Genomic DNA, 13,041 nt, shown 5'->3' on the forward strand with positions numbered 1-13,041 from the left:
CGGTTTCCCATGCCGAAACTCACCATCGACGGGATCGAGATCGAAGTCGAGCCGGGCACCTCGATCCTGCAGGCCTGCGAACAGCTGGGCATCGAGATCCCGCGCTTCTGCTACCACGAGCGTCTGAGCGTGCCGGCGAACTGCCGCATGTGCCTCGTGGAGATGGAGCGCGCGCCGAAGCCGGTGGCCGCCTGCGCCATGCCCTGCGGCGACGGGATGGTCGTCAAGACCAACACCGAGCTCGTGCACAAGGCCCGCAAGGGCGTCATGGAATTCCTGCTGATCAACCACCCGCTGGACTGTCCGATCTGCGACCAGGGCGGCGAGTGCGATCTCCAGGACCAGGCGATGGCCTACGGCTTCGACCGTGGCCGCTACGGCGAGAACAAGCGCGCCGTCCAGGACAAGTACATGGGGCCGCTGATCCGGACCGAGATGACGCGCTGCATCCACTGCACGCGCTGCATCCGCTTCGTGAACGAGATCGCCGGCGTTCCCGACCTCGGCGCGGTGAACCGCGGCGAGCACATGGAGATCACCACCTTCGTCGAGAAGGCTATCGGGTCGGAGCTGTCGGGCAACCTCGCCGACGTCTGTCCGGTGGGCGCCCTGCTGTCCAAGCCCTACGCCTTCACGGCCCGTCCGTGGGAGTTGCGCAAGACCGAGACGGTCGACGTGCTGGACGCGGTCGGCTCGAACATCCGGGTCGACACCCGCGGCCCCGAGGTGATGCGCGTCCTGCCGCGCGTCAACGAGGACGTCAACGAGGAGTGGATCGCCGACAAGACCCGCTTCGCCTATGACGGGCTGAAGCGCCAGCGTCTCGACCGTCCCTACGTCCGCAAGGACGGCAAGCTCCAGCCGGCGACCTGGGCCGAGGCCTTCCAGGCCATCGCCGCCAAGGTCAAGGGCGTCCCGGGCAACCGCATCGCCGCCATCGCGGGCGATCTGGCCGACACCGAGTCCATGCTGGCGCTCAAGGAGCTGATGGCCGGCCTCGGCTCGGCCAACATCGACTGCCGCCAGGATGGCGCCCTGTTCGACACGTCGGCCCGCGCTGGCTACCTGTTCAACAGCGGCATCGCCGGGATCGAGCGGGCGGACGTCATCCTGCTCGTCGGCACCAACCCGCGCTGGGAAGCCACCATCGTCAACGCCCGCATCCGCAAGCGCTACCTGATGGGTGGCCTGAAGGTGGCGGTGGTCGGCGAGGCCCGCGAGCTGACCTACCCGTACAGCCATCTCGGCACGGGTGCCGGCGCGCTGCAGCAGCTCGTCGACGGCACGCACGCCTTCGCGGACGTGCTGCGCGGCGCCAAGAACCCGATGGTCATCCTCGGCGCCGGCGCCTTCCGCCGCAAGGACGGCGCTGCCGTCCAGGCCGCGGTGCGCAAGCTGGCCGAGACCTTCAACGTGGTTCAGGACGGCTGGAACGGCTTCAACGTGCTGCACACGGCGGCGTCCCGCGTCGGCGGTCTCGACATCGGCTTCCTGCCGGGCGAGGGCGGTCGCGGCACCGCCGGCATCGTCGAGGGGGCAGGGAAGGGCGAGATCGACGTTGTGTACCTGCTGGGCGCCGACGAGATCGACACCGCCGCGCTCGGCAACGCCTTCGTGGTCTACCAGGGCCACCACGGCGACAAGGGCGCCCACCGCGCCGACGTCATCCTGCCGGGTGCCGCCTACACCGAGAAGAACGCCCTCTACGTCAACACCGAGGGCCGTCCGCAGCAGGCGCGTCTCGCCACCTTCCCGCCCGGCGAGGCGCGGGAGGACTGGAAGATCCTGCGCGCCTTGTCGGAACAGCTCGGCCACAAGCTGCCCTACGACAGCCTGACGCAGATCCGTCGCCGTCTGGCCGAGGTCAACCCGGTCTTCGCGGCGGTCGGCACGGTCACGCCGGCCCCCTGGGCGCCGTTCGGCGTGGAAGGATTGGTCGACGACTCGCCCTTCTTCTCGTCGGTCGCGAACTACTACATGACCGACCCGATCAGCCGCGCCTCGGTGACCATGGCTCGTTGCGCCGAGACGTTCGTGAAGCCCGCCGTGAAGCCCGCCGAGAGCGCTCAGGAGAGGACCGGTACCCATGGCTGAGTTCTGGAGCGGCTTCCTGCTGCCGCTGATCATCATCGTCCTCAAGATCCTGGCGATCGTCGTGCCGCTCCTGGTGGCCGTGGCTTTCATGACCTACGCCGAGCGTAAGATCATGGGCGCCATGCAGCTCCGCCAGGGTCCGAACATCGTCGGCCCGTTCGGGCTTCTGCAGCCTTTCGCGGACGGCTTGAAGCTGTTCGCGAAGGAGCAGATCCTGCCGGTCGGCGCGAACCGCTTCGTGTTCTATCTGGCGCCGATGCTGACCTTCTTCCTGGCGCTGGTCGCCTGGGCGGTCATTCCCTTCGACTACGGCATGGTGCTGGCCGATATCAACGTCGGCATTCTGTACCTGTTCGCGATCTCATCGCTGGGCGTGTACGGCATCGTGATGGCTGGCTGGGCGTCGAACTCGCGCTACGCCTTCCTCGGCGCGCTGCGCTCGGCGGCACAGATGGTGTCCTACGAGGTCTCGATGGGCCTCGTCATCATCTCCGTCCTGCTCTGCGTCGGCTCGCTGAACCTGACGAAGATCGTCGAGGCGCAGGAGACGATCTGGTTCGCCATCCCGCTGCTGCCGATGTTCGTCATCTTCTTCATCTCGGCGCTGGCGGAAACCAACCGTTCGCCCTTCGACCTGCCGGAAGGCGAGTCGGAGCTGGTGGCCGGCTTCATGGTGGAATACAGCTCGGCCCCCTTCGCGCTCTTCTTCCTTGGCGAATACGCCAACATGATCCTGATGAGCGCGATGACCAGCATCCTGTTCCTGGGAGGCTGGCTGCCGCCGCTGCCGTTCGCGCCCTTCACCTGGATCCCCGGCCCGATCTGGTTCGCCCTGAAGATCGCCTTCTGCCTGTTCGTCTATGTGTGGGTTCGCGCGACCATGCCGCGCTACCGCTACGACCAGCTGATGCGTCTGGGATGGAAGGTGTTCCTGCCGTTCTCGCTGCTGTGGGTCGTGCTGACGGCCGGCGTGCTGGTGACGTTCGGCTGGCTGCCGAAGTGACCGGCGCCTGAACGGACCATCGGATCGAGTTTCAAAGAGAAAGCGCGGGCGTCACCCGGAACGGGGCGCCCGCTAGGAAGGAGACGAAGAGGCCATGGCGTTCCTCGATCGTGCGGCGCGCAGCCTGTTCCTGACCGAACTGTTGGGCGGCCTCGGGCTCACCCTGCGCTACATGTTCAAGCCCAAGGTGACCCTGAACTACCCGTTCGAAAAGGGCCCCATCAGCCCCCGCTTCCGCGGCGAGCACGTCCTGCGCCGGTATCCCGGCGGCGAGGAGCGCTGCATCGCCTGCAAGCTGTGCGAGGCGGTGTGTCCGGCCCTGGCCATCACCATCGAGGCCGAACCGCGTGAGGACGGCAGCCGCCGCACCACGCGCTACGACATCGACATGACGAAGTGTATCTACTGCGGCTATTGCCAGGAGGCTTGCCCGGTGGACGCCATCGTGATGGGTCCGAACTTCGAGTTCTCCACCGAGAACCGTGAAGAGCTTTTCTACAACAAGCAGAAGCTGCTGGCGAACGGCGACCGCTGGGAAGCGGAAATCGCCCAGAACCTCGCGGCCGAGGCGCCGTACCGGTAAGTCGTTGCAGTGCGGTAAGCGGAAACGGGGATAACGATGATTGTTCAAGGCATCGCCTTCTACGTCTTTGCCGCGCTGCTGGTGGCCTCCGGTGTGATGGTCATCTCGGCGCGGAATCCGGTTCATTCGGTCCTTTATCTGGTCCTGGCCTTTTTCCAGGCCGCCGGCCTGTGCGTGCTGCTCGGGGCCGAGTTCATCGCGATGATCCTGGTGATCGTCTATGTGGGCGCGGTCGCGGTGCTGTTCCTGTTCGTGGTGATGATGCTCGACATCAACTTCCGCGAGCTGCGGGCGGGCGCGCTCCAGTACCTGCCGATCGGCGGGCTGATCGGTCTCATCCTGCTGGCCGAGCTGGCCGCCGTGCTCGGCGGCTGGATCATCGCGCCGGCGGCGGAGAAGGCCGCCTCGGCGCCGGTCGCGGCGATGGCCGGTGCGACCAACACCGAGCAGCTCGGCCAGCTGATCTACACCCACTACGTCTATCTGTTCCAGGCGTCGGGCATCGTGCTGCTGATCGCCATGATCGGCGCCATCGTCCTGACCCTGCGTCAGCGTGAGGGTGTCCGGAAGCAGAACATCGGCTCCCAGCTCGCCCGTCGGCGCGAGGACGTGGTCGCCATCCGCAAGGTGCCGACCGGGGAGGGCGTGTGATCATGGAAATCGGTCTCGGGCATTATCTGACGGTCTCGGCCATCATCTTCACGCTCGGCGTCCTCGGTATCTTCCTCAACCGGAAGAACGTCATCATCATCCTGATGTCGATCGAGATGATGCTGCTCGCCGTGAACCTGAATCTGGTGTCGTTCTCGGTCTTCCTGAACGATCTGGTCGGGCAGGTCTTCTCCATGATCATCCTGACCGTCGCCGCCGCCGAGGCGGCCATCGGTCTCGCCATCCTGGTGGTGTACTTCCGCAACCGCGGCTCCATCCGGGTCGAAGACATCAATCTGATGAGGGGCTAAGGCAGCGCCATGGAAGTCCTTGTCGTATTCCTCCCGCTCCTGGCGTTCCTCGTCGCGGGTTCCATCGCCCTGTTCGGCGGGCCGAAGGCGGAGCCGGCGCACGCCGGCGGCCACGATCATCACGGGCATGACCACGGTCATGGCCACGACGCCCATGCGCATGACGCGCACGCTCACGACGAGCATCACGAAGACGGCCACGACGACCATCACGTCGTCGCCGGCCCGCCCACCGTGGGCGACCGCGCCGCGCAGTTCGTCACCACCGGTGCCGTACTGCTCTCCGCGATCCTGTCCTGGGTGCTGTTCTTCGACGTCGCCGTCGGCGGGCATCCCCGCACGATCGAGCTGATGAGCTGGATGCGCAGCGGTGGCCTCGATGTGACCTGGGCGCTGCGCGTCGACCAGCTCACCGCGGTCATGCTGGTGGTGGTCAACACCGTGTCGTCGATGGTGCACCTCTATTCCATCGGCTACATGGCCGAGGACCCGCAGAAGCCGCGCTTCATGGGCTACCTGTCGCTGTTCACCTTCGCCATGCTGATGCTGGTGACCGCCGACAACCTCGTGCAGCTCTTCTTCGGCTGGGAAGGCGTGGGTCTCGCCTCCTACCTGCTCATCAACTTCTGGTACGAGAAGCCTTCGGCCAACAACGCGGCGATCAAGGCCTTCCTGGTCAACCGCGTCGGCGACTTCGGCTTCGTGCTCGGCATCTTCGCGATCTTCGTGCTGACGGGCTCCGTCCAGTTCGACGCGATCTTCGCCAAGGCGCCGGAGCTGGCCGGCCAGACGCTGCATTTCCTCAGCTGGAACTTCGATGCGCTGACCGTCACCTGCCTGCTGCTCTTCATCGGCGCCATGGGCAAGTCGGCCCAGCTCGGCCTGCACACCTGGCTGCCGGACGCCATGGAGGGCCCGACCCCGGTGTCGGCGCTCATCCACGCGGCCACCATGGTGACCGCCGGCGTGTTCATGGTCTGCCGCCTGTCCCCGGTCTTCGAATACGCCCCGACGGCGCTGGAGATCGTGGCCGTGGTCGGCGCCCTGACGGCCTTCGTCGCGGCGACCATCGGGTTCACCCAGTTCGACATCAAGCGCGTCATCGCCTATTCGACCATGAGCCAGCTCGGCTACATGTTCTTCGCCGCGGGCGTCTCCGCCTACGGCGCGGCGATGTTCCACCTGTTCACGCACGCCTTCTTCAAGGCCCTGCTGTTCCTCGGCGCCGGCTCGGTGATCCACGCCCTGCATCACGAGCAGGACATGCGCAACATGGGCGGCGTCTGGCGGAAGATCCCCTTCACCTACGCGGTGATGTGGATCGGCAACCTCGCGCTGGCCGGTCTGCCCTTCTTCGCCGGCTACTACTCCAAGGACATGATCCTGGAGGCGGCCTTCGCCTCGGCCAGCCCGGTCGGCAAGTTCGCCTTCGCGCTCGGCATCGCCGCGGCCCTGCTGACCGCCTTCTACTCGTGGCGTCTGCTGTTCATGACCTTCCACGGCAAGCCGCGGATGGAGAAATCGGTCTTCGACCACGCCCATGAATCGCCGATCGTCATGCTGATCCCGCTGGCCGTCCTGGCGGTGGGCGCGCTGTTCGCCGGCTTCGGCTTCCACGAGCTGTTCATCGGCCACAGCATGGAGCATTTCTGGGGCAAGACCATCCTGGTGCTGGCGGACAACAACAGCATCGAGGCGGCCCACCACCACACTCCGGGCTGGGTCAAGCTGGCTCCGCTGGTCGTCGGCCTGATCGGCATCGCGCTCGCCTACATCATGTACATGGCGATCCCGGGCCTGCCGGAGAAGGTCGCGACCACGTTCCGTGGCGTGCACCAGTTCCTGTACAACAAGTGGTACTTCGACGAGCTGTACGACCGTCTGTTCGTGCGTACGGCCAAGTATCTGGGCTACGGCCTGTGGAAATCCGGCGACGGCGCCGTGATCGACGGTGTCGGTCCGGACGGAATCGCCGCCGTCACCCGCGACGTCGCGGCGCGCGCCAGCCGCCTCCAGTCCGGCTATGTCTATCACTACGCCTTCGCGATGGTGATCGGCGTGGTGCTGCTGGTCGCCTGGCTGTCTGTGTTCGGTTGAGCGGTTTGAAGGGGAACAAGAACAATGGCTAGCTGGCCGCTCCTGTCGTTCACGACCTTCCTGCCGCTGGCCGGTGTGGCGCTGATCCTGCTCTTCTGCAGGGGCAACACGCCGGATGTGGTTCGGAACGTCCGTTACGTCGCGCTTTGGACGACGGTCATCACCTTCGTCCTGTCGCTGTTCATCTGGTTCAACTTCGACCCGCGCAACCCGGGCTATCAGCTCGTGGAGAAGGCGGCGTGGATCCCCGAATTCGGGATCTCCTACCACATGGGTGTGGACGGCATTTCGATGCTGTTCGTCATCCTCTCCACCTTCCTGATGCCGCTCTGCATCCTCTCCTCCTGGGAGGCGGTGCAGACCCGGGTGAAGGAATACATGATCGCCTTCCTCGTGCTGGAAACCCTCATGGTGGGGATGTTCTGCGCGCTGGATTTCGTCCTCTTCTACATGTTCTTCGAGGGCGTGCTGATCCCGATGTTCCTGATCATCGGTGTCTGGGGCGGTGCGCGGCGCGTCTACGCGGCGTTCAAATTCTTCCTCTACACGCTGCTCGGCTCGGTCCTGATGCTGCTGGCCATCCTGGCCATGTACTTCGCGGCCGGCACGACGGACATCCCGACGATCACGGCGACCCATTTCCCGCGCAACATGCAGCTCTGGCTGTGGCTGGCCTTCTTCGCGTCCTTCGCGGTGAAGGTGCCGATGTGGCCGGTGCACACCTGGCTCCCCGACGCCCACGTCGAGGCGCCGACCGCCGGGTCGGTCATCCTGGCCGGCGTCCTGCTGAAGATGGGCGGCTACGGCTTCCTGCGCTTCAACATCCCGATGCTGCCCGAGGCGACCGAGTATTTCGCCCCGATGGTCTACGCTCTGTCGATCGTCGCGGTGATCTACACCTCCCTCGTCGCCCTGGCGCAGGAGGATATGAAGAAGCTGATCGCCTACTCGTCCGTCGCCCACATGGGCTTCGTCACCATCGGCATGTTCGCGCTGAACCAGCAGGGCATCGAGGGCTCGATCTTCACGATGCTGTCGCACGGCATCGTCTCGGGCGCGCTCTTCCTCTGCGTCGGCGTCGTCTATGACCGGCTGCACACCCGCGAGATCGCCCGTTACGGCGGTCTGGTGAAGAACATGCCGAAATACGCGGTGGTCTTCCTGTTCATGACCATGGCTTCGGTCGGCCTGCCGGGCACCTCCGGCTTCGTCGGCGAGTTCCTGGTCCTGCTCGGCGCCTTCCGCGACAACACCTGGGTCGCCTTCCTGGCCGCCACCGGCCTGATCCTGGGCCCGGCCTACGCGCTGTGGCTGTTCCGCCGCGTCGTGTACGGCAAGCTGGTCAAGGCGGACGTCCGCGCGATGTTCGACCTGAACACCCGCGAGGTTGCCATCTTCCTGCCGCTGATCGTCGTGGTGCTGTGGATGGGCGTCTACCCGAACAGCTTCCTGAACGTCACTTCGGCGTCGGTCGGGCAGCTGATCCAGACCTACCAGACCAAGCTGGCCGCCGCTCAGGGCGGGGCCGACGTCTCCGTCGCCGCGCGCTAGAGGTTCCGACATGACCGCTGTGTTTCCCGACATCTGGCCGGCCCTGCCGGAAATCTTCCTCGCCTGCGCCGGCATGGCCCTGCTGCTGATCGGCGTGTTCCGCGGCGACGGCTTCACGCGTCCCATCGGCTACATGACGATGGTGGCGCTGCTGCTGGCCGCCATATTGACCATGGGCTACGGCACCGGCCGGGTCGTCACCTTCAACGGCCTCTTCGTGATGGACGCCTTCGGCGTCTTCATGAAGGTGCTGATCCTCGTCGCCGCCTCGCTGTCGGTCCTCCTTGCGCTCGGCTTCAACGAGCGTGAGAAGATGGCCCGGTTCGAGTTCCCGGTGCTGATGCTCTTTGCCACGCTCGGCATGCTGATGATGGTGTCGGCCAACGACCTCATCTCGCTCTATGTCGGGCTGGAGACGCAGAGCTTGGCGCTCTACGTCATCGCCGCCTTCCGCCGCGACAGCGCCAAGTCGTCGGAAGCGGGCCTGAAGTACTTCGTGCTCGGCTCGCTCTCCTCGGGCATGCTGCTGTACGGCGCCTCGATGGTCTACGGCTTCGCCGGCACGACCTCTTTCGACAAGATCGCCGCCCTGTTCGCCGGTGGCGCGCACCCGTCGGTGGGCGTCATCATCGGTCTGGTCTTCGTCGCCGCCGGACTGGCCTTCAAGATCTCCGCCGTTCCGTTCCACATGTGGACGCCGGACGTCTACGAGGGCGCCCCGACCCCGGTCACGGCCTTCTTCGCCGCCGCCCCGAAGGTCGCCGCCATCGCGCTGTTCACCCGCCTGCTGATCGAGCCGTTCGGTCATCTGGCCCACCAGTGGCAGCAGATCATCATCGTCAGCTCGATCCTCTCGATGTCGCTCGGCGCCTTCGCGGCGATCACCCAGAGCAACATCAAGCGGCTGATGGCCTACAGCTCCATCGGCCACGTCGGCTACGCCCTGGTCGGCCTCGCCTCCGGCACCCAGGAAGGCGTGCGCGGCGTGCTGATCTACATGGCGGTCTACATCGTCATGAACATCGGCACCTTCGCGGTCATCCTGTGCATGAAGCAGCAGGGCCGCATGGTCGAGGAGATCAAGGACCTCGCCGGCCTGTCGCGCACCAACCCGCTGCTGGCGGGCGCGATGGCGGTGTTCATGTTCTCCATGGCGGGCATCCCGCCGATGGCCGGCTTCTTCAGCAAGCTCTACGTCTTCCTCGCCGCCATCGAGGCGCAGCTCTACACGCTGGCGGTCATCGGCGTGCTGACCAGCGTCGTGGGCGCCTTCTACTATCTGCGCATCATCAAGATCATGTATTTCGATGAGCCAGTGGAGGCGTTCGACAAGATCGGCGACGACGGGATGACCGGCATCCTGATCGCCACCGGCCTGTTCACGCTGCTGTTCTTCGTGGTTCCGGCCCCGATCCTGAACTACGCGGCGGCGGCGGCGGCCTCGCTGTTCGCCGGATGACGGCAGGCAACGAAGCGGAGGCGGCGCGCCTGCGCCTGCCTCCGGGCTTCCGGGTGATGGCCTTCGACTCCGTCGGCAGCACGAACGACGAAGCGAAGGCCTTCGCGCGTTCGGGCGCTGCCGAAGGCACCATCGTCTGGGCCAAGCGGCAGGAGTCGGGCCGCGGCCGCCGTGGGCGGGCCTGGACCTCGCCGGAAGGCAATCTCTACAGTTCGACCATTCTGCGTCCCTCGCGCCCGCCGGCCGAGGCGGCGCAGATTTCGTTCGTGGCGGCGCTCGCCATCGCCGACACCGCCGCCGCCGTCCTCCCCGATCCCGACGGCGTGCGCTGCAAGTGGCCGAACGACGTGCTGGTGCACGGACGCAAGCTGTCCGGCATCCTGCTCGAGTCGGAGGCCACGGCCGGGGGAGGGATCTCCTGGCTGGTGCTCGGCGTCGGCATCAACCTGCGGCATTTTCCCGAGGGCACCGACTACGCGGCCACCTCGCTGGCGGCGGAGGGCGCTCCGGCGCTCCAGCCCGCGGCGCTGTTGGAAATCTACGCGGAGCAATTGGCGCGCTGGTACGGCGTCTGGGCGGAGCACGGCTTCGGCCCCGTGCGCGACGCCTGGATTAAGCGGGCACGGGGTTTGGGAGAGCCCATTGTCGTCCGTCTGCCGGACCGCACGCTGACTGGTACCTTCGCCGATCTGGACAGCGACGGCGTTCTGTTGCTTGATCGGGATGACGGGGCGGGGCGCCAGCGCATCGCCGCCGGAGACGTGTTTTTCCCACCCGCGGTGGAGACCTGAGAGATGCTGCTCGCCATCGACGCCGGAAACACCAACGTGGTGTTCGCGATCTATGAGGGCGACCAACAGCGCGGTTTGTGGCGCACGGCGACCGACAAGAAGCGCACCGCCGACGAATACATGGTGTGGGTGACCCACCTGATGTCGCTGAAGGGCCTGGGTCCGGCGGACATCGACAGCGCCATCATCGCCAGCGTGGTGCCCGGGGCTACCTTCAATCTGAAGCGGCTGTGCAAGGACCATTTCGGCTGCGAGCCGCTGGTGGTCGGCCAGCCGGAGGTTGATCTCGGCACCCGCGCGCTGGTCGACCGCCCCGACGAGGTCGGCGCCGACCGGCTGGTCAACACGGTGGCGGCGGCGGCCACCTACAAGACACCGCTGATCGTCATCGACTTCGGCACGGCGACGACCTTCGACGTGGTCGACCGCGACGGCAATTACCGCGGCGGCGTCATCGCGCCCGGTCTGAACCTGTCGCTGGAGGCGCTGCAGATGGCGGCGAGCAAGCTGCCCCGCGTCGAGATCCAGCAGCCGGGCCACGTCATCGGCACCAACACCGTCGAGTGCATGCAGTCCGGGGTCTTCTGGGGTTACGTCGGCCTGATCGAAGGGCTGGTCAACCGCATCCGGGCGGAGTACGGCGAGCCGATGACGGTCGTCGCGACCGGAGGGCTGGGTGTGCTTTTCGCCAAGGCAACCCATGTAATCGAACACACCGACGGCGAACTCACGCTGCGCGGCCTCCTCCTGATCCACAAGCGCAACACGGCCCAATGACCCATCCCGACTCCGCTCCCTCCGTCCACCCGGTCGAGGGAGACGGCGACCTGTTCGCTCCCGAGGACGACGCGCTCTACTTCCTGCCGTTGGGCGGTTCGGGCGAGATCGGCATGAACCTCAACCTCTACGGCCATCGCGGCAAGTGGTTGATGGTGGATCTCGGCATCTCCTTCGCGGACGACACGATGCCGGGGCTGGACGTCATCATGCCCGACCCCGCCTTCATCGCGGAGCGCCGGCACGACCTTGTCGGCATTGTGGTGACGCACGCGCACGAGGATCACCTGGGGGCCATCCAGTATCTGTGGCCGCAGCTCCGCGTGCCGGTCTACTGCACGCCCTTCACCGCCGCCGTGCTGCGCGCCAAGCTGCACGAGCGCGGGCTGGCCGGGGTGGTGCCGGTCCACGAGGTGGCGCTGGGCAGCACCATCGAGGTCGGCCCCTTCTCCGTAGAGTATGTGACGGTCACCCACTCCATCCCCGAGCCGAACGCCCTGGCGATCCGCACCGCCGCCGGCACGGTGCTGCACACCGGCGACTGGAAGCTCGACCCAGAGCCGCTGGTGGGAGAGGCGGCCGACGAGGAGCGGCTGCGAGCCATCGGCGACGAGGGCGTGCTGGCGCTGATCGGCGACAGCACCAACGCCCTGGTGCCCGGCAGCTCCGGGTCGGAAGGCAGCGTGCGCAAGACGCTGACCGAGTTGATCGGGCAATTCCCCGACGTGCGCGTTGCGGTGAGCTGCTTCGCCACCAACGTCGCACGGCTGGAGAGCATCGCCCACGCCGCGGCGGCGCACGGGCGCCACGTCGCTCTGGTCGGGCGGTCGATGTGGCGGATCAACGAGGCCGCGCGCTCCAACGGCTACCTTGCCGATCTGCCGGCCTTCCTGACCGAGCATGACGCCAATTACGTGCCGCGCGACAAGCTGGTGCTGGTCTGCACCGGCAGCCAGGGGGAGCCGCGCTCCGCGCTCGCCCGCATCGCGTCGGACGACCATCCCCAGGTGTCGCTGCAGCGCGGCGACGTGGTGGTCTTTTCCTCCCGCGAAATTCCGGGCAACGAGCGCGCCATCGGCCGCATGCAGAACCTGCTGGTCAGTCAGGGCATCCGCATCGTCACCGCCGACGAGGCACCGGTCCATGTGTCCGGCCACCCGGCTCAGGACGAACTGGTCCGCATGTACCAGTGGGTACGCCCGCGCATCGCCATGCCGGTCCACGGCGAGCAGCGCCACCAGCTGGAGCACGCCAAGCTGGCCCGCGCCTGCCAAGTGCCGGAGACCTTGGTCCCCGGCAACGGCGACCTAATCCGGCTGGCACCCGACGCGCCGCCGCGGGTGGTGGCGCAGGTCCGCTCCGGCCGCATGGCGCTGGACGGCAAGCGGCTGATTCCGCTCGACACCGGGCTGATGCGGGCGCGCCACCGCATGGTCCACAACGGCGCCGCCGTGGTCACGCTGGTGATGAACGGGAAGGGCGAACTGGTGACCGCGCCGCAGATCGCGGTGATGGGGCTGCTCGACGACTCGGCGGACCGAGACATGCTGCTCGACGTGGTGGACGCGGTGCGCGAGGCCGTTGCCGAGATGCCGAAGTCTGCCCGTTCCGACGACGAGCAGGTGCGAACCGCCGCCCGAATCGCCGTCCGCCGCTGCTTCAACGCGACGCACGGCAAGAAGCCGATGACGGACGTGCATCTGGTCCGTGTATAAGCGTTTCCG

The 13,041-nt window shown here is 66.5% G+C and carries 11 protein-coding genes; all 11 read left to right on the top strand.

Annotated features, from left to right (window positions below; all coding sequences use genetic code 11):
• The first annotated feature begins 9 nt into the window (after positions 1 to 9).
• The 11 genes from nuoG to AMK58_RS06200 all read left to right on the top strand — a co-directional run bounded on the left by nuoG (position 10) and on the right by AMK58_RS06200 (position 13,032).
• Positions 10 to 2,094, top strand: coding sequence for an NADH-quinone oxidoreductase subunit NuoG (gene nuoG, locus AMK58_RS06150; RefSeq protein WP_035673015.1), 2,085 nt, complete (start codon positions 10 to 12; stop codon positions 2,092 to 2,094).
• Entirely contained in the window at positions 2,087 to 3,097 is a 1,011-nt protein-coding gene (nuoH, locus tag AMK58_RS06155; protein WP_014240127.1) for an NADH-quinone oxidoreductase subunit NuoH, read from the top strand. The genes nuoG and nuoH overlap by 8 nt, the downstream gene beginning before the upstream one ends.
• A 94-nt stretch (positions 3,098 to 3,191) precedes the next feature.
• Positions 3,192 to 3,680 carry an NADH-quinone oxidoreductase subunit NuoI gene (gene nuoI, locus AMK58_RS06160; RefSeq protein ID WP_014240128.1) on the top strand — a complete coding sequence of 163 codons (489 nt, stop codon included), beginning with the start codon at positions 3,192 to 3,194 and terminating at the stop codon, positions 3,678 to 3,680.
• Between the two features lie 36 nt (positions 3,681 to 3,716).
• Positions 3,717 to 4,331, top strand: a complete 615-nt coding sequence (locus AMK58_RS06165; protein ID WP_035673018.1) for an NADH-quinone oxidoreductase subunit J — start codon at positions 3,717 to 3,719, stop codon at positions 4,329 to 4,331.
• Between the two features lie 2 nt (positions 4,332 to 4,333).
• Positions 4,334 to 4,642 carry an NADH-quinone oxidoreductase subunit NuoK gene (gene nuoK, locus AMK58_RS06170; protein ID WP_014240130.1) on the top strand — a complete coding sequence of 103 codons (309 nt, stop codon included), beginning with the start codon at positions 4,334 to 4,336 and terminating at the stop codon, positions 4,640 to 4,642.
• Between the two features lie 9 nt (positions 4,643 to 4,651).
• Positions 4,652 to 6,739: an NADH-quinone oxidoreductase subunit L gene (gene nuoL, locus AMK58_RS06175; RefSeq protein ID WP_035673022.1), complete on the top strand. Its 2,088-nt coding sequence runs from the start codon at positions 4,652 to 4,654 to the stop codon at positions 6,737 to 6,739.
• Positions 6,740 to 6,763: 24 nt separating this feature from the next.
• A complete protein-coding gene (locus tag AMK58_RS06180) occupies positions 6,764 to 8,290 on the top strand; it encodes an NADH-quinone oxidoreductase subunit M (RefSeq protein WP_014240132.1) in 1,527 nt (508 codons plus the stop codon).
• A 10-nt stretch (positions 8,291 to 8,300) separates the two neighbouring features.
• Positions 8,301 to 9,749 (top strand): NADH-quinone oxidoreductase subunit NuoN, encoded by a 1,449-nt coding sequence (gene nuoN, locus AMK58_RS06185; RefSeq protein WP_035673025.1) that lies wholly within the window; start codon positions 8,301 to 8,303, stop codon positions 9,747 to 9,749.
• Positions 9,746 to 10,540 carry a biotin--[acetyl-CoA-carboxylase] ligase gene (locus tag AMK58_RS06190; protein ID WP_035673027.1) on the top strand — a complete coding sequence of 265 codons (795 nt, stop codon included), beginning with the start codon at positions 9,746 to 9,748 and terminating at the stop codon, positions 10,538 to 10,540. Before nuoN ends, AMK58_RS06190 begins: the two co-directional genes overlap by 4 nt.
• A 3-nt stretch (positions 10,541 to 10,543) precedes the next feature.
• A complete protein-coding gene (locus AMK58_RS06195; RefSeq protein WP_035673029.1) occupies positions 10,544 to 11,317 on the top strand; it encodes a type III pantothenate kinase in 774 nt (257 codons plus the stop codon).
• Positions 11,314 to 13,032, top strand: coding sequence for a ribonuclease J (locus AMK58_RS06200; protein ID WP_175424460.1), 1,719 nt, complete (start codon positions 11,314 to 11,316; stop codon positions 13,030 to 13,032). Before AMK58_RS06195 ends, AMK58_RS06200 begins: the two co-directional genes overlap by 4 nt.
• Positions 13,033 to 13,041: the final 9 nt, after the last annotated feature.

This window comes from Azospirillum brasilense (assembly GCF_001315015.1).
In the GTDB taxonomy this organism is placed as follows: domain Bacteria; phylum Pseudomonadota; class Alphaproteobacteria; order Azospirillales; family Azospirillaceae; genus Azospirillum; species Azospirillum brasilense.

Excerpts from the sequence above, each read along its gene's own strand:
- nuoG (WP_035673015.1), top strand. The coding sequence starts at position 10 with ATGCCGAAACTCACCATCGACGGGATCGAGATCGAAGTCGAGCCGGGC.
- nuoH (WP_014240127.1), top strand. The coding sequence starts at position 2,087 with ATGGCTGAGTTCTGGAGCGGCTTCCTGCTGCCGCTGATCATCATCGTC.
- nuoI (WP_014240128.1), top strand. The coding sequence starts at position 3,192 with ATGGCGTTCCTCGATCGTGCGGCGCGCAGCCTGTTCCTGACCGAACTG.
- AMK58_RS06165 (WP_035673018.1), top strand. The coding sequence starts at position 3,717 with ATGATTGTTCAAGGCATCGCCTTCTACGTCTTTGCCGCGCTGCTGGTG.
- nuoK (WP_014240130.1), top strand. The coding sequence starts at position 4,334 with ATGGAAATCGGTCTCGGGCATTATCTGACGGTCTCGGCCATCATCTTC.
- nuoL (WP_035673022.1), top strand. The coding sequence starts at position 4,652 with ATGGAAGTCCTTGTCGTATTCCTCCCGCTCCTGGCGTTCCTCGTCGCG.
- AMK58_RS06180 (WP_014240132.1), top strand. The coding sequence starts at position 6,764 with ATGGCTAGCTGGCCGCTCCTGTCGTTCACGACCTTCCTGCCGCTGGCC.
- nuoN (WP_035673025.1), top strand. The coding sequence starts at position 8,301 with ATGACCGCTGTGTTTCCCGACATCTGGCCGGCCCTGCCGGAAATCTTC.
- AMK58_RS06190 (WP_035673027.1), top strand. The coding sequence starts at position 9,746 with ATGACGGCAGGCAACGAAGCGGAGGCGGCGCGCCTGCGCCTGCCTCCG.
- AMK58_RS06195 (WP_035673029.1), top strand. The coding sequence starts at position 10,544 with ATGCTGCTCGCCATCGACGCCGGAAACACCAACGTGGTGTTCGCGATC.
- AMK58_RS06200 (WP_175424460.1), top strand. The coding sequence starts at position 11,314 with ATGACCCATCCCGACTCCGCTCCCTCCGTCCACCCGGTCGAGGGAGAC.